At 40.4% G+C, this 19,192-nt stretch carries 20 protein-coding genes; 9 read left to right on the top strand and 11 right to left on the bottom strand.

Annotated elements, in window-relative coordinates; genetic code table 11:
- The first annotated feature begins 72 nt into the window (after positions 1 to 72).
- Positions 73 to 1,791: a phospho-sugar mutase gene (locus D8862_RS00985; protein WP_125448349.1), complete on the top strand. Its 1,719-nt coding sequence runs from the start codon at positions 73 to 75 to the stop codon at positions 1,789 to 1,791.
- A 111-nt stretch (positions 1,792 to 1,902) separates the two neighbouring features.
- Positions 1,903 to 2,250, top strand: a complete 348-nt coding sequence (locus tag D8862_RS00980) for a DUF6568 family protein (RefSeq protein ID WP_038805205.1) — start codon at positions 1,903 to 1,905, stop codon at positions 2,248 to 2,250.
- Positions 2,251 to 2,673: 423 nt separating this feature from the next.
- On the opposite strand, the gene D8862_RS00975 is transcribed toward D8862_RS00980, so the two are convergent.
- The 9 genes from D8862_RS00975 to yjbM form a co-directional block, all read right to left on the bottom strand.
- A complete protein-coding gene (locus D8862_RS00975; protein ID WP_125415224.1) occupies positions 2,674 to 3,612 on the bottom strand; it encodes a hypothetical protein in 939 nt (312 codons plus the stop codon).
- Between the two features lie 16 nt (positions 3,613 to 3,628).
- The gene (locus D8862_RS00970; protein ID WP_038805202.1) at positions 3,629 to 4,438 is read right to left on the bottom strand and encodes an MBL fold metallo-hydrolase; all 810 of its coding nucleotides are present in this window, start codon (positions 4,436 to 4,438) and stop codon (positions 3,629 to 3,631) included.
- Position 4,439: 1 nt separating this feature from the next.
- A complete protein-coding gene (gene vicK, locus D8862_RS00965) occupies positions 4,440 to 5,789 on the bottom strand; it encodes a cell wall metabolism sensor histidine kinase VicK (RefSeq protein ID WP_125448348.1) in 1,350 nt (449 codons plus the stop codon).
- Entirely contained in the window at positions 5,782 to 6,489 is a 708-nt protein-coding gene (yycF, locus tag D8862_RS00960; RefSeq protein ID WP_000723165.1) for a response regulator YycF, read from the bottom strand. Before yycF ends, vicK begins: the two co-directional genes overlap by 8 nt.
- A 56-nt stretch (positions 6,490 to 6,545) precedes the next feature.
- Positions 6,546 to 7,724 (bottom strand): A/G-specific adenine glycosylase, encoded by a 1,179-nt coding sequence (gene mutY, locus D8862_RS00955; protein WP_125448347.1) that lies wholly within the window; start codon positions 7,722 to 7,724, stop codon positions 6,546 to 6,548.
- An 86-nt stretch (positions 7,725 to 7,810) separates the two neighbouring features.
- A complete protein-coding gene (gene pta / locus D8862_RS00950; protein WP_000451594.1) occupies positions 7,811 to 8,785 on the bottom strand; it encodes a phosphate acetyltransferase in 975 nt (324 codons plus the stop codon).
- A 42-nt stretch (positions 8,786 to 8,827) separates the two neighbouring features.
- Positions 8,828 to 9,724 carry an RluA family pseudouridine synthase gene (locus tag D8862_RS00945; protein ID WP_125448346.1) on the bottom strand — a complete coding sequence of 299 codons (897 nt, stop codon included), beginning with the start codon at positions 9,722 to 9,724 and terminating at the stop codon, positions 8,828 to 8,830.
- A complete protein-coding gene (locus D8862_RS00940) occupies positions 9,721 to 10,539 on the bottom strand; it encodes an NAD kinase (RefSeq protein WP_000799045.1) in 819 nt (272 codons plus the stop codon). The genes D8862_RS00945 and D8862_RS00940 overlap by 4 nt, the downstream gene beginning before the upstream one ends.
- A complete protein-coding gene (yjbM, locus tag D8862_RS00935) occupies positions 10,523 to 11,194 on the bottom strand; it encodes a GTP diphosphokinase (protein WP_000151563.1) in 672 nt (223 codons plus the stop codon). The genes D8862_RS00940 and yjbM overlap by 17 nt, the downstream gene beginning before the upstream one ends.
- Before the next feature lie 128 nt (positions 11,195 to 11,322).
- On the opposite strand from yjbM, the gene D8862_RS00930 reads away from it, so the two are divergent.
- From D8862_RS00930 to D8862_RS00900, 7 genes are all read left to right on the top strand, one after another.
- The gene (locus D8862_RS00930) at positions 11,323 to 11,892 is read left to right on the top strand and encodes a CYTH domain-containing protein (RefSeq protein WP_125448345.1); all 570 of its coding nucleotides are present in this window, start codon (positions 11,323 to 11,325) and stop codon (positions 11,890 to 11,892) included.
- A 67-nt stretch (positions 11,893 to 11,959) separates the two neighbouring features.
- Complete coding sequence (locus D8862_RS00925) at positions 11,960 to 12,919, top strand: ribose-phosphate diphosphokinase (RefSeq protein ID WP_001283842.1); 960 nt, start codon at positions 11,960 to 11,962, stop codon at positions 12,917 to 12,919.
- Between the two features lie 9 nt (positions 12,920 to 12,928).
- Positions 12,929 to 14,044, top strand: a complete 1,116-nt coding sequence (locus tag D8862_RS00920) for a cysteine desulfurase family protein (protein WP_125448344.1) — start codon at positions 12,929 to 12,931, stop codon at positions 14,042 to 14,044.
- A gap of 4 nt (positions 14,045 to 14,048) precedes the next feature.
- On the top strand, positions 14,049 to 14,396 hold the full coding sequence (locus D8862_RS00915) for a DUF1831 domain-containing protein (RefSeq protein ID WP_125448343.1): 348 nt from the start codon (positions 14,049 to 14,051) through the stop codon (positions 14,394 to 14,396).
- 6 nt (positions 14,397 to 14,402) lie between these two features.
- Complete coding sequence (locus D8862_RS00910) at positions 14,403 to 14,612, top strand: DUF4649 family protein (protein ID WP_125448706.1); 210 nt, start codon at positions 14,403 to 14,405, stop codon at positions 14,610 to 14,612.
- An 88-nt stretch (positions 14,613 to 14,700) separates the two neighbouring features.
- Entirely contained in the window at positions 14,701 to 15,342 is a 642-nt protein-coding gene (locus tag D8862_RS00905; protein ID WP_061417470.1) for a redox-sensing transcriptional repressor Rex, read from the top strand.
- Positions 15,343 to 15,357: 15 nt separating this feature from the next.
- The gene (locus tag D8862_RS00900; protein ID WP_125448342.1) at positions 15,358 to 16,047 is read left to right on the top strand and encodes a gamma-glutamyl-gamma-aminobutyrate hydrolase family protein; all 690 of its coding nucleotides are present in this window, start codon (positions 15,358 to 15,360) and stop codon (positions 16,045 to 16,047) included.
- Here D8862_RS00900 and radC read toward each other — a convergent pair.
- Together radC and pcrA are read right to left on the bottom strand one after the other, a co-directional pair.
- Entirely contained in the window at positions 16,044 to 16,724 is a 681-nt protein-coding gene (radC, locus tag D8862_RS00895; RefSeq protein WP_125448341.1) for a RadC family protein, read from the bottom strand. The two genes, D8862_RS00900 and radC, sit on opposite strands and share 4 nt — an antisense overlap.
- 42 nt (positions 16,725 to 16,766) lie before the next feature.
- The gene (gene pcrA, locus D8862_RS00890; protein ID WP_125448340.1) at positions 16,767 to 19,058 is read right to left on the bottom strand and encodes a DNA helicase PcrA; all 2,292 of its coding nucleotides are present in this window, start codon (positions 19,056 to 19,058) and stop codon (positions 16,767 to 16,769) included.
- Positions 19,059 to 19,192: the final 134 nt, after the last annotated feature.

Genomic DNA, 19,192 nt, shown 5'->3' with positions numbered 1-19,192 from the left:
ACGTTTTACTAAAATGATAAATCGTGATATAATGAAAGCGATTAAAAGAATTTACAAAAAAGGAGACACTTTATGACTTACCAAGAAAATTATCAAAAATGGGTCGATTTTGCTGACCTTCCAGACTACCTTCGTCAAGATTTGGAAAATATGGATGAAAAAACAAAGGAAGATGCCTTCTATACCAATCTTGAATTTGGTACTGCTGGTATGCGTGGATTGATCGGAGCTGGTACAAACCGCATCAATATCTATGTTGTCCGCCAAGCAACTGAAGGTTTGGCTCGTTTGATTGAGTCAAAAGGTGGAAATGAAAAAGAACGCGGTGTGGCGATTGCATACGATAGCCGCCACTTCTCTCCAGAATTTGCCTTTGAATCTGCTGCAGTTCTTGCAAAACATGGTATCAAATCTTACGTATTTGAAAGCCTCCGTCCAACTCCAGAACTTTCATTCGCTGTTCGTCACCTCAACTGTTTCGCAGGTATCATGATTACTGCCAGTCACAACCCTGCTCCATTTAACGGTTACAAGGTTTACGGTGAAGACGGTGGACAAATGCCTCCTCACGATGCAGATGCTTTGACGACTTACATCCGTGCAATCGAAAATCCATTCGCAGTTGAAGTTGCTGATGTGGAGGCTGAAAAAACTTCTGGCTTGATTGAAGTCATTGGTGAAGCTGTTGATGTAGAATACCTTAAAGAGGTCAAAGATGTGAACATCAACCCAGCCTTGATCGAAGAATTTGGTAAAGACATGAAGATTGTCTACACACCACTTCATGGTACTGGTGAAATGTTGGCTCGTCGTGCTCTTGCCCAAGCAGGATTTGACTCTGTTCAAGTTGTTGAAGCGCAAGCAACTGCTGACCCTGACTTCTCAACTGTTAAATCTCCTAACCCAGAAAACCAAGCAGCCTTTGCACTTGCTGAAGAACTTGGTCGTCAAGTTGGTGCTGATGTGCTTGTCGCAACTGACCCTGACGCTGACCGTGTCGGTGTCGAAGTTCTTCAAAAAGATGGTAGCTACCTCAACCTTTCAGGTAACCAAATCGGTGCTATCATGGCTAAATACATCTTGGAAGCCCATAAAAACGCTGGAACACTTCCTGCAAATGCAGCCCTCTGCAAGTCTATCGTATCAACTGACTTGGTAACGAAGATTGCTGAAAGCTACGGCGCAACTATGTTTAACGTCTTGACTGGTTTCAAATTTATAGCTGAAAAGATTCAAGAATTCGAAGAAAAACACAATCACACTTACATGATGGGATTTGAAGAAAGCTTCGGTTACTTGATTAAACCATTCGTACGTGATAAAGACGCCATCCAAGCCGTTCTTGTCGTTGCTGAGCTTGCTGCCTACTACCGTTCACGCGGCTTGACTCTTGCTGACGGTATCGAAGAAATCTACAAAGAGTACGGTTACTACGCTGAAAAGACTATCTCTGTAACTCTCTCAGGGGTTGATGGAGCTGAGCAAATCAAAGCGATTATGGCTAAATTCCGTGACAATAGTCCGAAAGAATGGAACACAACAGCTATCACTGTCGTAGAAGACTTCAAGGCTCAAACTGCTACTGCTGCTGACGGTACTGTTACAAACTTGACAACTCCTCCAAGTGATGTGTTGAAATATACACTTGCTGACGGTTCATGGATTGCCGTTCGCCCTTCAGGTACAGAACCAAAGATCAAATTCTACATTGCCGTTGTGGGTGAAAGCAACGAAGATTCACAAGCTAAGATTGCCAACATCGAAGCAGAAATCAATGCCTTTGTAAAATAAAAATCTATATAAGATGAGACCAACCAATCTCATCTTTTTTTCGTATCAAATCTAAGCATTTTTGGAAACTTTATGGCATACTAGACTTATCAATGAAAGCGAGGTAATCTCATGGAACAATTTTTAGAAAACATCAAAGACCTTGAAGTCACTACAGTTGCGCGTGCGCAAGATGCTCTTGATAAAAACGAAACTGCGACCTTCTTTATCGGTCGCAAAACTTGCCCTTACTGCCGTAAATTTGCCGGTACTTTGGCTGGCGTTGTAGCTGAAACCAAATCCCACATCTACTTCATCAACAGTGAAGAACCAAGTCAGTTGGAAGCCTTACAAGATTTCCGTTCACGCTATGGAATCCCGACTGTTCCAGGATTTGTTCATGTTGCAGATGGCCAAATCAAAGTCCGTTGCGACTCTGCAATGTCAGCACAAGAAATCAAAGATTTCGCAGGATTGTAAAAGGCTGGGTGATAATTCAACTTTTTGAAATTATACTCAAATTAAAATCAAAGTGCACTTTTTTGTTAACAGACTTGTTTAAGAAATATCGTGGTCCAAGTATTACCTTGGAATTTTACCAGCTAATCAATGTACTCTACTGTATTCTAGAAGATCAACGAAAGGTTTTTAGCAAAAAATATAATATATCTGTTTGCTCGGTGAAAATTTCTGCTCTTTTTGATTTTAAATGAGTATTAATCTAATAAGTATGTTCACGAAAAAACGCATAACATCAGAGCGGTAAGCACCTGATGTTATGCGTTTTTAGGATTACGAAAACTTTTTTGAACCTCGTATTATCAAAATTAAATTTTGTTATCTTGAATTCCCCAATAGAAAAGACGCTATTAAATTTTAAATAATGGTATTACAAAAAATAAATTATCTATAATTAGCATTAAGAGTCGTATTCTCAAGTTTTTTAAAGTTTGTCCCATAAGTAATGTTTTTCCGCCAATTAATTTTTAATATATTGCCCTCAATTGAACTAAAGCTATTATTTGGTCCTCCAACAAAAATCCTAAATTCTTTTTGATTTTTATAAGAATCTTCCTTTGCCAGTATTAAATAGTTTGGGTCTTGTTTAATTTGATTAATAGTAAAAGGATACTTATCCCTTGCATAATACTCTATTGGCCCACAATTAAGATTGGGATACTTTCGAAATAGTTTACCTAAAAGAGGTGGTGGCAACATTATCCAGGGTCTTTCTTTCTCATTTTCATCATAAGCTATACTTCCTCTTTCTGAATCTCTTTTTTTTAAAGATTCCAAAAACTCCGTTTTTAATTTTCTATCTAGTGTTATATCATTCTCAGTAATCATGACAAAACAACATATCTTCCAATTAGCACTATCACTTTGAAACTTGATGTTAATTTTATCGAATTCATAATGATTTTTTGATTCGTCTTTTTTTTTATAAACTTCAGGATAGATAACAACATCACTATCTGGGAAGAGTGTACTCATAATCTCTTTCACCTTATCCTTTTTAACTAAATCTCTTTCTCTTAAGGAATATAGCATTGTAGAATTAATTATAATTTCTTCAGAACTCTTATATTTTATTCCAATAGGATTTACCATTGAATATCTTGGATTAATCGTTACAGAACTTCCGGCAACTTTTAAAAATTCAACTCTTTCAGCACTTCCTTCTTTTGCCATCTGTGCTTTTGTACCATTTTCTCCAAACCATGAATAATTGGCAAAAAAGAGTTCACCATCTATCAGTTTCTCAAAATGATTTTTTTTACATCCTTTTTCAACATTAAAATCCGAAAATTTTAAAAAACCTATTACTTTTTCTTTTTCCATTCATTTCATTTCCAGTCTATATATCTGTCAATGGTGTTGCGGTATCTGGAGAAGTGTCGTAAACCTTAAAGTCAACTCCGACTCCCAGATCAGCTTGTGCTAGCTGATTGACCATGGTCATATGAGCCAACTCCTTGATATTGTTCTCTTTGGACAAATGCCCGAGGTAGATTTTCTTGGTCCGATTTCCCATTGCACGAATCATGGCCTCAGCACCGTCTTCGTTAGAAAGGTGACCGATATCCGATAGAATTCGCTGTTTGAGTCGCCAAGCATAAGAACCTGCTCTCAAGATTTCCACATCGTGGTTGGACTCGATGAGATAACCGTCAGCATTCTCGACAATCCCTGCCATACGGTCACTAACATAACCTGTATCGGTCAACATGACAAAACTCTTGTCATCTTTCATAAAGCGATAAAACTGAGGTGCGACTGCATCATGGCTAACACCAAAACTCTCGATGTCGATGTCACCAAAGGTTTTGGTTTTACCCATTTCAAAAATGTGCTTCTGCGATGAATCCACCTTGCCGAGGTACTTGCTATTTTCCATAGCCTGCCAAGTTTTCTCATTAGCGTAAAGGTCCATACCATACTTACGAGCCAATACACCGACTCCATGGATATGGTCGGAATGCTCATGCGTAATCAAAATCGCATCCAGATCCTCAGGTTTGCGGTTAATTTCACTCAAGAGACTGGTAATTTTCTTACCAGACAAGCCTGCATCCACTAAGATTTTCTTTTTTGGGGTTTCCAGATAAAAGGAATTTCCACTGGAACCTGATGCTAAAATACTGTATTTAAAGCCTATTTCACTCATTCTAGTCTTCTATTTCGTCCTCCCATATTTCTTCTTTTACGGCATCCTTATCATAAGGGAGCACTATGGTAAAGGTTGAGCCCTTACCGTATTCACTTTTGGCCCAAATAAAGCCATTGTGTTGTTTGATGATTTCCTTGGCGATAGCCAAACCTAGACCAGTTCCACCTTGAGCACGACTTCTTGCACGATCCACACGGTAAAAGCGGTCAAAAATCTTCGGCAAATCTTGCTTTGGAATACCTAGACCTTGGTCTTTTATGGATAAAATCATCTGGTCATCAGTAGTTTTCATGCTGACAGTGATTTTTCCACCATCTGGTGAGTACTTGATGGCATTGTTGAGAATATTATCAATCACCCGGGTCATCTTATCAGTATCGATTTCGATCCAAACTGAATTGATTGGGTAATCTCTAACCAGCTCATATTTTTTCTCTTCATCCTGGCTCCTCATCTTATCAAAACGATTGAGGATAAAGGTGATGAAGGCTGTAAAATTAATCAATTCCACATCCAATTGAGTGGTCGCATTATCAATACGAGAGAGATGCAAGAGATCTGTCACCATCCGCATCATACGGTTGGTTTCATCAAGCGAAACCTTGATAAAATCAGGAGCAACAGGATCATATAAGGCTCCCTCGTCTAAGGCTTCAAGATAAGATTTAACACTCGTCAAAGGAGTCCTCAACTCATGGCTAACATTGGACACGAAGAGTCTCCGTTCACGCTCTTCCTTCTCCTGTTCAGTCGTATCGTGCAAAACGGCAACCAAACCAGAGATGAATCCAGACTCACGACGAATGAGTGCAAAACGCACACGAAGGCTAAGATATTCTCCATTAGCATTTTGGGAATCAATCATCAATTCGGGAATCTGTGTAATGAGGTCACGCAGTTCATACTCTTCCTCTATCTTAAGCAATTCGAGGATGCTTTTGTTCAATGCTTCTTCTTTTACGATACCCAGCTGTTTCTTAGCCATATCGTTAATCATAGTAATCTGACCACGGCGATTGGTTGCAAGAACTCCATCTGTCATATAAGAAAGAATACTGTTAAGCCTTTTTGTTTCTTGTTCCAGATTTTCCTGCGTTAAACGAATGACCTCAGACAAATCATTGAGGTTATTGGTGATGTTGGTGATTTCAGAGCTTCCTTGCATATCCAAAACTCGAGAATAATCCCCTGCAATCAAATCTTTGACCTTTTGATTAATCTGCTTTAGCCGAATATTATCACGACGATTTTCTAGCAATAGCAAGGTGACCACCAAGATAAAGCCCAGCAAAATCAAAATAAAGATAAAATCACTGGTCAGAATCGTTTGTCTAATATCTTCAATCATTATTTCTCATATAGTACCCCACACCACGACGTGTTAGGATGTATTCTGGACGGCTTGGAGTGTCTTCAATTTTTTCACGCAAACGTCGGATAGTCACGTCTACGGTACGAACATCACCAAAATAATCATAGCCCCAAACAGTCTCAAGTAAGTGTTCACGAGTAATGACTTGTCCAATATGGGAAGCCAAGTGGTACAAGAGCTCAAACTCACGATGAGTCAAATCCAGTTCCTCACCGTATTTCTTAGCCACATAAGCATCTGGAACGATTTCCAGATCGCCAATCTGAAGGGGTTGGGATTTCTTTTCATCAGTTTCTTGACTATCCACTGAAGCGAGGTCTGTACGACGAAGTAAAGCCTTCACACGCGCCTGCAATTCACGGTTTGAGAAGGGCTTTGTGACATAATCATCTGCCCCAAGTTCTAAACCGATAACCTTGTCAAACTCACTATCCTTGGCTGAGAGCATAATGATAGGCACACTGCTAGTCTTACGAATTGTCTTAGCAACTTCTAAACCATCGATCTCAGGAAGCATCAAATCTAGAATAATAATATCAGGTTGCTCCGCCTCAAATAGCTCGATGGCTTCTCTACCGTTAAAGGCTGTTACAACCTCATAACCTTCCTTGGTCATATTGAACTTAATAATATCTGAGATTGGTTTCTCATCATCTACAACTAATATTTTTTTCATATGTTCACCTTTTCTCTATCTATTATAACAAAAAAATGTAAAGAAGGCACAAATGGCTAATATCGGCCCTCATCTTCAAGAACTGTTCTATAAGCCTGCCAAATCTTTTGTTGAGGTTTCGCAAGTGGATAATCAGAAAATTCCTGAGGGGAGATCCAGCGAATTTCTCTGTCATCAAACTGTTTCGAATCTGTCACCTGACCCGCTAGGATTTGAATATGCCATTTTCGATGGCTAAAGACATGCTTGACCTGATCAAATGCTTGATGGGACCAATCAACTTCTAAATCATAATCCTGCTCAAAACTTTCTTGGGGTGTTGGACCAAAAGCAACGCTTTTTTCAGCAACCTGAGTAAACAGATTCAGCTGTTCTTCTTCCTGTGAGAACTCCTCTACTTCTATCAAGGGGAAATGCCAAAAACCAGCTAGCAGTTTCTCACTTTCATTTTTCTCGAGTAGATATTGATCTTGATTATTGCGCACAACCAAAGCCTTGAGATAGATTGGGAGAGGCTTTTTCTTGGGTTCTTTAATTGGATAAGAATCCATAGTTCCATTCTGATACGCTGCACTAAAGTCCTTAACAGGGCTTTCTTCTGGTCGAGGATTAACTGGAGCCTCTATGTCAGAGCCTAAATCCATCAGAGCTTGGTTAAAGTCACCTGGCCGTTCTGGATCAATCAAGATTTCCATCATAGCCTGAAAAATCTTTCGATTGCTGGGAACTCCTATATCATGATTAACCTCAAATAAACGTGCCAAAACCCGCATAACATTGCCATCGACCGCGGGCTCAGGTAAATTAAAAGCGATACTGGAAATTGCTCCCGCAGTATAAGGACCAATCCCTTTTAAACTAGAAATTCCTTCATAGGTGTTTGGAAATTGACCACCAAAGTCAGTCATAATCTGCTGGGCCGCAACCTGCATATTACGCACTCTAGAATAATAACCTAACCCCTCCCATGCTTTCAGCAAACGCTCTTCAGGAGCATTCGCCAAACTTTCTACAGTTGGAAACCAGTCCAAGAATCGTTCATAGTAGGGAATAACTGTCTCTACTCTAGTCTGTTGGAGCATAATTTCAGAAACCCAGATATGATAAGGATTTTTACTTCTACGCCATGGTAAATCCCGCTTGTTTTCATCGTACCAGTTGAGGAGTTTCTCGCGGAAAGAGGAAATCTTCTCCTCCGTCCACATGTCAACACCGTATTCTTTCAAATCTAACATATATCTAGTATAACATAGAAGCTTCTAACTGTCCTTTTCTTAGCGCTAAAAAAGCCTCTTCTACTAGAGGAAGAGGCTCCATTTCTTTATTGATTGATCGCCTGAGCTGCTGTGATGAGAGTCAATTTGTAAACATCATCTGGGTTACATCCACGTGATAGATCGTTGACTGGTTTATTCAATCCTTGTAAAACGGGACCGACAGCCGCAAAACCACCTAGACGTTCAGCTATCTTATAACCAATATTACCTGCTTCGATACCTGGGAAAATGAAGACATTTGCTTGACCTGCCACATTGCTTCCTGGAGCTTTTAGGGCTGCCGTTTCTGGGACAAAGGCTGCGTCAAATTGCAATTCTCCATCAATCTCAAGGTCAGGACGTAAGTCATGTGCCAGTTTAGTTGCTTCAACCACCTTGTCAACACTATCACCAAAACCAGAGCCTTTTGTAGAATAACTCAACATAGCGATTTTGGGTTCAATTCCAAACATTTTTGCAGTAATCGCTGAGTTGATAGCAATTTCAGCCAAAGCTTCCGCATCTGGATTGATGTTGAGGGCACAGTCACCAAACAAGTAACGTTCTGTACCACGTACCATAAGAAAGGCACCTGATGTCCGTGTAACATTTGGTCGTGTTTTAATGATTTGAAGTGCTGGACGAACAGTTGCAGCGGTTGAATGAGTGGCACCCGATACCATTCCATCTACCAAGCCCATATAGACAAGCATAACACCAAAGTAGTTAACATCTTTTAGCAAGACCTGGCGCGCTTCTTCTTCTGACATTTTTCCTTTACGACGTTCTACAAGTGCAACCACCATATCTTCAAATTGAGGATAGTGTTGGGGATCAATCACTTCATAACCATCCATGATCCCTTCGATTTCAAGATAAATTTTAATTTTTGCAGGATTTCCAAGTAAAACAGGAACAACTTCTGTTTCTTTTACCAAGCGTTTTGTCGCTTGAAGGATACGAGGCTCTTCCCCTTCAGGTAGAACAATACGAGCATTTTTGCCAACTAAACTGGCTTTGAGACTTTCAAAAACTTCCATGAGTTTCTCCTTTAAGATAATTAATTATACTCAAAATAGATTTTAAAGAGTATTAGTTGATAACTGAATAATAAGATTGTTAAAATCATCTGGCAAAGGGCTTTCCAGCTCTAGCTGATGCCCTAAGAAGGGATGATAAAATGATAAGGAATGGCAATGCAGGGCCTGACGTTGAATGCCATCTTCTAGGCTACCACCATAGAGATCATCTCCCAACAAGGGGAAGCCAATATGAGAAAAATGCACTCGGATCTGATGAGTCCGACCAGTATGCAGGCGAATATCGACTAGATAAATATCTCCATAAGACGCTACAACTTTATAAGACGTATGGGCGTATTTCCCACCCTTGGCGACCCGTCTCGTGATAATGGAGTCCACATCACGCGCAATCGGGGCAATAATTTCCCCTTCAGGTTCCAAAACACCAGCTCCTTTAACCAAAGCAAAATACCTTTTTTCGATAGACTTTCGTTGCAGTTGCTTGTCTAAACGTGCATGAGCATAGCCGTGCTTGGCAAAGAGCATCAAACCAGATGTATCTCTATCAAGCCTGGTCACGATGTGAACCTGCTGGTTTTCATATTCCCGCTTGACATAGTAGCCCTTGATAAAATTGGCAATGGTATTAGAATGATTGACACTAGGAATAGAGGCTACTCCATAAGGCTTATTCAAAACCAGAAAATGGTCATCCTCATACAAGATATCTAGTGGTCGATCAATAGCTTCAAGGCTCTCAAACCCTTCCTCTGCTGGAATATCGATGGTCACCCTGTCTCCAACATCTAAGAGATACGTTGCATTCTGAGATTGGTCATTAACCAGAATAGCCCCACCTCGGAACTTAATCTTTGCCAAAAGTCCTTTAGAAACCTCGTGTTTCTTGAGAAAAGTTTTGACTTTGACATGTTCATCTGCGATAAATTCAAACCTCATTCGTCCACCTCGCCGATGAAGGCATCTTTGACCCGATTCCAGAAACTAGTGTGACTTGGCGTCGCTACGAAGTGTATCTTGTGATGGTCGATTTGGTACTCAATCCGTTCTATATTTCGGAAAGAATAGATACTATTGTCAACCGATAGCGTGTGGTAGTCATTACGAGTCGGTAAAAGCTCTATTTTATCTTTCTTCGGAACGATGATTGAAGAACCTAGGGTTCGATAAACTCGGTTGTTGAGACTCGCAATTTCAGTCAGTTGTAAGGCCTCAATAGTAGGATGTAAAACAGCTCCCCCCAAGGACTTGTTATAGGCAGTGCTTCCCGTCGGCGTTGAAACAGTTACTCCATCTCCTCGAAATCGCTCAAACGGAACATGGTTAATGATGATATCCGCAACCATGGTGCGATCCGATCGACGGATGCTGGCTTCGTTTAATGCACGGAAGGTCTTAACTTCTCCGTTTTCAAGTGTCACCTTGACATTCAAAACAGGATAGGAAACCTTGGCACCAGTATCTAGTTGGAGATTGGTAACCAACTGGTCCAGCTCAAAGTCGCGGTAATCCGTGTAGAATCCCAAGTGTCCTGTATGTACGCCAATAAATCGAACTTTATCTAACTGATTCTCGTACTTATGAAAGGCAGACAAAAGCATCCCATCCCCACCAATTGATATGACGATGTCAGGATTGGTGTCGTTGAGTATAAAATGATGTTTTTTCAACTGATTTTTCAGCTCATACAAAACCTTTTGACTCTGCGGTTTTCTATTTGCAATCAGATCAATTCGTTTACCTGTATTCTTCATCTGTATCGTCACTATTTCCTACACCGTCGTTTAGTTTTCTACTTAAAGGGTCAAAGAGAGCCTGTGCTTCCTGAATATCATCACGAATTTTCCCCATTTCTTCATCCAATTGATGGGAAATTCTAGCTGTAATCTCCAAGCGTTTCTTGATCTCCTCTGGGAAATCCCCCTGATACTTATAATTGAGCGAATGCTCAATCGTAGCCCAAAAATTCATGGCTAAAGTCCGGATTTGAATTTCAGCCAGAATCGTCTTAACACCACTGATGGTGTCAACTGTATACTCTACCACCACATGATAAGAACGATAACCCGAAGCCTTACGATGAGTGATGTAGTCACGTTCCTGTACTACTCTCATATCATGGCGTTTGCGTAAAATCGCAACAACTTCCTGAACATCATCGACGAACTGCACCATGACCCGCAAACCCGCGATATCCTGCAAGTCATGTTCCAAAGTATCGTAGCCAATCCCTCTGCGATTCATTTTTTCCTTAATACTTTCAATCGGTTTCACCCGTCCAGTAACAAACTCAATCGGAGAGTGCTTGTTTTGTTTACGATATTGTTTGCGAATCCCACGAAGTTTAATCTTCAATTCACCAACAGCTTGAATGTAAGGATCTAAAAATTCTTCCCATTCTATGGTCATATTTTCTCCCTTTTGGTATGTGATTGTGTTGTTGAAAATTTTTGATTTTTTCACTACAATCATATACAATAAATACATTGTCCATTATACCATAAATCGCTTTCAAAGATAAAAAAAAGGTTAGAAAAATGAAACATTTAGAAATAGAATTGAAAACACTTCTGAAAAAAGAGGATTACGATCATTTAAAAGAACAGTTTTCCCATATCCAACCCGTCCTTCAGAAAAACTACTACATTGATACACCTGATTTTCAATTGCGTGAAAAAAAGGTTGCCATGCGCATTCGCACCTTTTCAGATTGGGCGGAGTTGACCTTGAAGGTGCCACAAATTGTAGGAAATATGGAATACAACCAGAAACTAACTCTTCCAGAAGCTGAATCATACCTAGAAAAACAAAAACTACCTCAAGGGCTCGTTCTAGAGAAGCTCTCTAAGATTGGCATCGAAAGCCATGATTGGCTTGTTCTAGGCTGCCTTGCAACTATTCGTTACGAAATGGAAACGTCGATTGGTCTAATGGCACTAGATGAAAGCCACTACTTTGATCATACAGACTACGAACTGGAGCTAGAAGTTACTGATCACGAGAAAGGAAAACGAGATTTTCAGCAATTTCTTTCAGAAAATAATATCACTTACCAAAAAGCTCCTTCAAAATTAATTCGTTTTATTAAAAGCATGAAAAAATGCTGAAATAATCTCCATTTTCTGGTAAAATAATGGAGATAAAATATTTAGAGTTTACAGAGGACGGTCTATAATGTCAGATAGAAACAACATGAAACTTTTTGCACTTAATTCCAATCATGAAATTGCACAAAAAATCGCAGAAACGGTTGGGGTACCTCTCGGAAAATTATCTTCTCGCCAATTTTCTGATGGTGAAATCCAGGTCAACATTGAAGAGAGTGTCCGTGGTTACGATGTCTACATCATCCAATCAACCAGCTACCCCGTTAGCAACCACTTGATGGAGTTGTTAATCATGGTTGATGCTTGTGTACGTGCAAGTGCTCATAGTATCAACGTTGTCCTTCCTTACTTTGGTTATGCTCGTCAGGATCGTATCGCTTCTTCTCGCGAACCCCTCACTGCAAAACTGGTTGCCAATATGCTTGTCAAGGCTGGTGTAAGTCGTGTTCTGACTCTTGATTTGCACGCTGTTCAGGTTCAAGGTTTCTTTGACATTCCAGTAGATAACCTCTATACAATTCCTCTCTTTGCTAAACACTACAGCGATAAAGGGTTGCTGGGATCAGATGTGGTTGTTGTTAGTCCAAAAAATTCTGGCGTCAAACGTGCCCGCAGTTTAGCTGAATATTTAGATGCACCAATCGCAATCATCGACTATGCTCAAGACGATTCAGAGCGTAGCCAAGGTTATATCATCGGTGATGTTGAAGGCAAGAAGGCCATCTTGATTGATGATATCCTAAATACTGGGCGTACTTTCTCAGAAGCAGCCAAAATCGTTGAGCGTGAAGGTGCAACTGAAATCTATGCGGTATCCAGTCATGGTCTCTTTGTAGAAGGTGCTGCTGACCTTCTTGATGCTACTAACATAAAAGAAATCCTTGTGACAGACTCAGTAGCCACAAAAGAAAGAACTCCGAAAAATGTGTGCTACATTACTGCTAGCGAATTGATTGGTGATGCCATCGTCCGTATCCACGAAAGAAAACCAGTTAGCCCACTCTTTGCATATAATAAAAAGGAATAAGGTGATTCTTTGATTTATTTGGACAATGCTGCCACTACTCCAATGTCAGCAGTAGCTATCGCAGAAATGACCAAGGTCATGCAGGAAACCCATGGCAATCCTTCAAGTATTCACAGTCATGGTCGCCATGCTGGCAAACTGCTCCGTGAAGCCCGTCAGGAGTTGGCTCACTTACTAGGAACCAAACCTCAACATATCTTTTTTACGTCTGGCGGTACAGAAAGTAACAATACAGCCATCATTGGCTATTGTCTCCGTCATCAAAAACGTGGAAAACATATCATCACGACAGCTATTGAACACCATTCTGTGCTTGAAACCATTGATTATCTAGTTCAACATTTTGGCTTTGAAACGACCATCATCCAACCAGTAAATCAAGAAATCACTGCGCAGCAGATTCAAGAAGCCTTACGTGACGATACCATCCTCGTTTCAACTATGTATGCCAATAATGAAACGGGCAGTCTCTTACCTATCGCTGAAATTGGACATATTTTAAAAGACCATCCTACTGCTTATCATGTTGATGCTGTTCAAGCTATCGGGAAAATCCCTATCCATCCAGAAGAATTAGGAATTGATTTCCTTAGCGCTTCTGCTCATAAATTCCATGGACCAAAAGGAATTGGTTTTCTTTACGCTTCGTCTATGGACTTTGATTCCTATCTTCACGGTGGGGACCAAGAACAAAAGAAACGGGCTGGAACAGAAAACCTTGCTGCCATCGTCGGTATGGTTGCTGCTCTCAAAGAAGACTTGGATCATCAGGCTAAGCATTATCAAAAACTAGAGGGATTAAAAACTGTTTTTCTAGAAGAAATTGCAGGTCTCAACTACTATCTCAATGAAAGCAAACACCAACTTCCTTATGTTTTCAACATTGGCTTCCCTGGTCAAAAAAATGATTTGCTCTTACTCCAGTTAGACCTTGAAGGAATTTCAATTTCTACCGGTTCAGCTTGTACTGCTGGTATTGTGCAAACGAGCCATGTCCTAGAAGCTTTTTATGGGTCTGATTCACATCGATTGAAAGAATCTGTCCGTATCAGTCTTTCTCCTCTTAATACTGAGGAGGAACTGAAACAACTGGCACAAACCTTAAAAAATATTATTGGAGATTAATCTAATGGCATTCGAAAAAACCATTAAACTACAAAACTGCCGCTACGACTATACACTTAGTCCATCTGTAAGAAAGTTTACACTAAAAGACAATACTTTCTTTGAAACAAAAGTCGGAAACTACGAACTGACTCGTCTACTTGAAAAAGTTCCCAACAGCGGTGAAGGTTTCCAACTAAAAATTATTATCAATAAAGAGCTTACAGGTGTTAAAATTAATATCACTGACAAATCTGGTCTACGTTTGGTGAATATCTTTAAATCTGAAGAACACCATATCCACCAAGAGAAATTCTACTTCCTCATGGACAGTCTGGTAGAACGCGGAATCTTCACAAAAGAAGAGAGATGATTGGCTATGTTTCATTTGACTTATAAAGATAGCTATCAAGTAGAACGTACACTTGAATTTGCCGATTTCGAAGAGCTTATGCTATCACTATCAGGCTGTGTCACCCTGCCCGACACTCTCCTAATCAGCTCCTTAACGCTGAATGATAAGGTGATTTATCAAGGATTAGTTGGCGATCTCTACCGTTTTTTATCACAAACTAATTTTTCAGATTAAAACTAAGAATTCTCTTAGTTTTTTCTTGTTTTTGTTGATTTTTTCACAATGTTTCTATAAAATAGAAGAATAGAAAGGTTGTGATTTTGTGAAAGATAAACAGTCTGCTATTCCAAAAGCAACAGCAAAAAGACTCTCTCTTTACTATCGAATTTTCAAGAGATTTCATGCAGAAAAAATTGAACGTGCTAACTCTAAGCAAATTGCAGAGGCTATTGGTATCGATTCGGCGACCGTCCGTCGTGATTTTTCCTACTTTGGTGAACTAGGAAGACGTGGATTTGGTTATGATGTTAAAAAATTGATGAATTTTTTTGCTGATCTCCTAAATGATAACTCAATTACAAATGTTATGCTGGTTGGGATTGGAAATATGGGCCATGCCCTTCTCCACTACCGCTTCCATGAGCGCAACAAGATGAAGATTATCATGGCCTTTGACCTAGATGACCATCCAGAAGTTGGCACCCAGACACCTGACGGGATTCCAATCTATGGCATCTCTCAGATTAAAGAAAAGATCAAAGAAGCAGATGTCAAAACTGCTATCCTAACTGTTCCAAGTGTTAAATCACAAGAAGTTGCCAATCTTTTGGTCGATGCAGGTATAAAAGGTATTCTCAGTTTTTCGCCCGTCCACCTTCACCTTCCAAAAGATGTGGTCGTTCAGTATGTTGATTTGACAAGCGAACTCCAAACTCTCCTCTATTTTATGCGTAAAGAGGATTAGAAAGCGAAAGTAGTTATGAAAAAACCAGTTATTGGGATTACAGGAAATGAAAAAGCTCATCCAGATGATGATGTCATGATGAGCTATGCGGCAAAAGGTTTTGTTGAAGGAGTCAAGGACGCTGGCGGAATTCCCATCATCCTACCGATTGGTGATCAAGAAATGGCAAGCCATTACGTCGCTATGATTGACAAACTCATCCTTACGGGTGGGCAAAATGTTGATCCAAAATACTATGGCCAGCCTAAAACAATTGACAGTGATGACTACCATCTTCAAAGAGATAAATTTGAATTAGCCCTTATCAAAGAAGCGATCAAACAGAAGAAACCAATTTTCTCTGTTTGTCGGGGTACCCAGCTCTTCAACGTTGCTATGGGAGGCACACTTCACCAAGATATTGAGGATCATTGGCAGGACTGTTCAGCCGAATACACAACCCAACGCCTCGTGACTGAGCCTGATACAATTCTCCGAGAGATCTATGGAGAAATCTCTCATATCAACTCCTTCCACCACCAGAGCATTAAAGATTTAGCTCCTAATCTTAAGGTTGTAGCACATGATCCTAAAGATGGAATCATTGAGGCTGTGACAACTACGGACGGCTTCCCTTATCTTGGTGTCCAATGGCATCCTGAATTTCTATTTGAAAATCGTCCCAAGGATAAAACACTATTTGACTATGTTGTAAACGAACTTTAAATCAGATCCGTCTTTTCACGGTAACTAAAGTAATCAGAATGAGAGACAATCAGATGGTCCAAGAGAACGATCCCCATCAGTTCGCAAGCTTCCTTGACTAGCTTAGTAACATGATCATCATTTCGACTGGGAGATACAGCACCAGATGGATGATTGTGGACTAAAATAACAGAAGTCGCCATATGCTTGATAGCATAGTGAAGGATTTCCCTCGGTTCAGCAATACTGCGTGTCGCAGATCCGATAAAGATGGTCTGCTGATGAATGATTTGATTTTGAGTATTGAGATAGAGCGCCACTAGGTGCTCTTGTTTCTTGTCGCCAAGTTCCTGTTGCATTTTCTTGGCTAGCTTTTGACTACTGAGGATACTTTCCATCTCAAGAGTTTCATGTTTGTGAATACGATGCCCTAGTTCTATCATAGCTTGTAATTCAATGGCTTTAACACGTCCAATACCTGACAGACTCTGCAATTCCTGCAGGGTCATTTTTTTCAAATCAGTTAGACCGTTGAGACTATTCAAGACTTTCTGAGCAATTTCAAAAACGTTAGCCTGACGCGTTCCGGTTCTGAGCAGAATGGCTAACAATTCTTGATTGCTCAGAGATTCTACTCCTTCTCTAACCAATCTTTCTCTCGGCAAAAGTGAATCTTCTTGGAATGAAATACTGTACATAAAAATCCTCCTCACTTTATTATTCGTGAGAAGGACGGAAAATTAGATTTTTTTCTCAATTGGGGCAACACTGGCTAAGAGTTTTTTCAGCCCCACTTCTGGGAAATTGATTTTCAATTCCTGAGTATCCCCACTACCCGAAACTTCTAGGACCGTTCCCTCTCCCCACTTCTTGTGGAGTGCAATATCTCCAATAGACCAACTTGTATCAGTCGAATCTTTTTTATTTCCGGCTACAAACTGTCCAAATGGGAGAGTGCTTGACTGGATAGAGCTTGGTGCGGCATTACGTTTCCGTTCTTGAAGGGCCTGAGCTAAGCTCATACCTTGACCGAAAGCAATCCCACCACTGCTATAAGAGGCTTTAAAGCTAGTATTCGCTGGACGGGCCAAACCTTGATAGTCAAGCAAGTCCGAACTAATTTCATTGATAAAACGAGTTGGACGATTGTAGTTGGTACGACCGAAAAGCAAGCGTGAGTTGGCATTGGTCAGATAGAGAATCTTTTCTGCGCGTGTGATACCGACATAGGCCAAACGGCGTTCTTCTTCTAGCTCATCTGGATCTTCAGCCGCACGGCTAAGCGGAAAGACATTTTCCTCCATCCCAATGATAAAGACAACTGGGAACTCGAGTCCTTTCGCTGCATGGAGGGTCATCAAGGTTACTTCAGATGTCTCCTGGCTACCTGAATCTGTGTCTGCAATCAAAGCCAAGTCATTCAAGAAACGACTGAGTTTGTCCAAACCAGTTTCTTCTTCTTGACCATCAGGATTGTCATCAAAGTTCTTGGTAACAGAAAGGAATTCCTCGATATTTTCAACCCGAGCCTTGCTTTCCAAGGTTGCTTGGGCATTGAGAACATCGATATAACCTGTTTTTTCTAAAACAGCCTCAACCAACTCTGTAATGGTTAATTGGTCCAGTTTCTCCCGCAAATCCAGAATCATATTGGCAAAATCCCAAATAGACTGAGCTGCTTTTCCTTTGATGCCAGACAACATGATGTTAGCTGAAGCGTCTAGCATGGACATGTCTTGCATATTAGCAAAGTCACGGATTTTCTCAATGGTTCCTGGCCCAATTCCACGTTTAGGTTCGTTGATAATGCGTTCAAAACTGATATTATCACTCAAATTAGCAATAAGATTAAGGTAGGCAATAATATCACGGATTTCCTTACGGCTGTAGAACTTGGTCCCACCAACCATAGTATAAGGGATATTGGACTTGAGTAGGGCCTCCTCAATAGTACGAGATTGAGCATTAGTACGGTAAAGCACTGCAAAGTCTTTGTGAAGAAAATTTTGGCTACGACCAAGTTCATCAATGGTTTTGGCTACAAATACAGCCTCATCCTGCTCATCATTTGCACGATAGTAAATAATCTGCTCTCCATCGGCATTCTGGGTCCAGAGATTCTTAGGACGACGGTTTTTATTGTTTTTGATGACATCGTTGGCTGCTTGCAGAATGGTTTTGGTTGAACGGTAATTTTCTTCTAACAAAACAACCTTGGCTTGGGGATAGTCTTTCTCGAAATCCAAGATATTTTGCATATCAGCCCCACGCCAACCGTAGATAGACTGGTCAGCATCACCAACTACGCAGATGTTTTTAAAGCGTGAAGCTAAGAGTTTGACCAGTTGATACTGGGCATGGTTGGTATCTTGGTACTCATCAACGTGGATGTACTGAAACTTCTGCTGGTAGTAGGTCAAGACATCCGGATTTTGATCAAAGAGACGCAAAGTCAACATAATCAAATCATCAAAGTCAACAGACTCAGACTGACGAAGTTCTTTTTGATAGGCTGTATAACACTGTGCCACGATTTGCGTGTACATATCGCCCGCTTGGGCAGCATAAGCCACATCATCGATCAAATCATTCTTAGCATTGGAAATGGTTCCCAAAATAGTCCGTTCATTCCATTTTTTCGGATCCAAGTTTAATTGCTTGAGAATGCGTTTCATAAGGGTACGTTGTTCACCAGGATCTACAATAGTAAAATTACGATTGTAGCCAATATGATCCGCATCGCGACGTAGGATACGAACACACATGGAGTGAAAGGTCGCAATCAGACAGTCCTGAGTTGCTGGATTGAGCCCATAAGCACGCTCCTTCATCTCACGCGCTGCCTTGTTAGTAAAGGTAATAGCCAAGATATTCCAAGGATTGACCATCTTTTCATCAATCAAGTAGGCGATACGATGGGTCAAAACTCGGGTCTTTCCAGAACCAGCCCCAGCCATGATTAACAAGGGGCCTTCTGTTGTTTGTACAGCTTCAGCCTGACGGTCATTCATTCCATTCAATAATGCGTTCATTTTCTCTTCCTTACTCTTGAAGTCAATGTTTCTATTATATCAGAAATCAGGGAAAATATCTTTTCCTAGACTAGTTACGTCTAGAAAACGATTCTCTCATCAGCTGAAGACAACGCCTCATATCTAGACAAGAA

The sequence above is a fragment of the Streptococcus oralis genome (assembly GCF_003942585.1).
GTDB classification, from domain to species: domain Bacteria; phylum Bacillota; class Bacilli; order Lactobacillales; family Streptococcaceae; genus Streptococcus; species Streptococcus oralis_BE.
The sequence above is the reverse complement of the archived record's forward strand: the minus strand, read 5'-3'. Positions and strand labels throughout refer to the sequence as shown.

What these genes read in the sequence shown, in the direction of transcription:
- D8862_RS00985 (WP_125448349.1), top strand. Translation starts at nt 73, where the DNA reads ATGACTTACCAAGAAAATTATCAAAAATGGGTCGATTTTGCTGACCTT.
- D8862_RS00980 (WP_038805205.1), top strand. Translation starts at nt 1,903, where the DNA reads ATGGAACAATTTTTAGAAAACATCAAAGACCTTGAAGTCACTACAGTT.
- D8862_RS00975 (WP_125415224.1), bottom strand. Translation starts at nt 3,612, where the DNA reads ATGGAAAAAGAAAAAGTAATAGGTTTTTTAAAATTTTCGGATTTTAAT.
- D8862_RS00970 (WP_038805202.1), bottom strand. Translation starts at nt 4,438, where the DNA reads ATGAGTGAAATAGGCTTTAAATACAGTATTTTAGCATCAGGTTCCAGT.
- vicK (WP_125448348.1), bottom strand. Translation starts at nt 5,789, where the DNA reads ATGATTGAAGATATTAGACAAACGATTCTGACCAGTGATTTTATCTTT.
- yycF (WP_000723165.1), bottom strand. Translation starts at nt 6,489, where the DNA reads ATGAAAAAAATATTAGTTGTAGATGATGAGAAACCAATCTCAGATATT.
- mutY (WP_125448347.1), bottom strand. Translation starts at nt 7,724, where the DNA reads ATGTTAGATTTGAAAGAATACGGTGTTGACATGTGGACGGAGGAGAAG.
- pta (WP_000451594.1), bottom strand. Translation starts at nt 8,785, where the DNA reads ATGGAAGTTTTTGAAAGTCTCAAAGCCAGTTTAGTTGGCAAAAATGCT.
- D8862_RS00945 (WP_125448346.1), bottom strand. Translation starts at nt 9,724, where the DNA reads ATGAGGTTTGAATTTATCGCAGATGAACATGTCAAAGTCAAAACTTTT.
- D8862_RS00940 (WP_000799045.1), bottom strand. Translation starts at nt 10,539, where the DNA reads ATGAAGAATACAGGTAAACGAATTGATCTGATTGCAAATAGAAAACCG.
- yjbM (WP_000151563.1), bottom strand. Translation starts at nt 11,194, where the DNA reads ATGACCATAGAATGGGAAGAATTTTTAGATCCTTACATTCAAGCTGTT.
- D8862_RS00930 (WP_125448345.1), top strand. Translation starts at nt 11,323, where the DNA reads ATGAAACATTTAGAAATAGAATTGAAAACACTTCTGAAAAAAGAGGAT.
- D8862_RS00925 (WP_001283842.1), top strand. Translation starts at nt 11,960, where the DNA reads ATGTCAGATAGAAACAACATGAAACTTTTTGCACTTAATTCCAATCAT.
- D8862_RS00915 (WP_125448343.1), top strand. Translation starts at nt 14,049, where the DNA reads ATGGCATTCGAAAAAACCATTAAACTACAAAACTGCCGCTACGACTAT.
- D8862_RS00910 (WP_125448706.1), top strand. Translation starts at nt 14,403, where the DNA reads ATGTTTCATTTGACTTATAAAGATAGCTATCAAGTAGAACGTACACTT.
- D8862_RS00900 (WP_125448342.1), top strand. Translation starts at nt 15,358, where the DNA reads ATGAAAAAACCAGTTATTGGGATTACAGGAAATGAAAAAGCTCATCCA.
- radC (WP_125448341.1), bottom strand. Translation starts at nt 16,724, where the DNA reads ATGTACAGTATTTCATTCCAAGAAGATTCACTTTTGCCGAGAGAAAGA.
- pcrA (WP_125448340.1), bottom strand. Translation starts at nt 19,058, where the DNA reads ATGAACGCATTATTGAATGGAATGAATGACCGTCAGGCTGAAGCTGTA.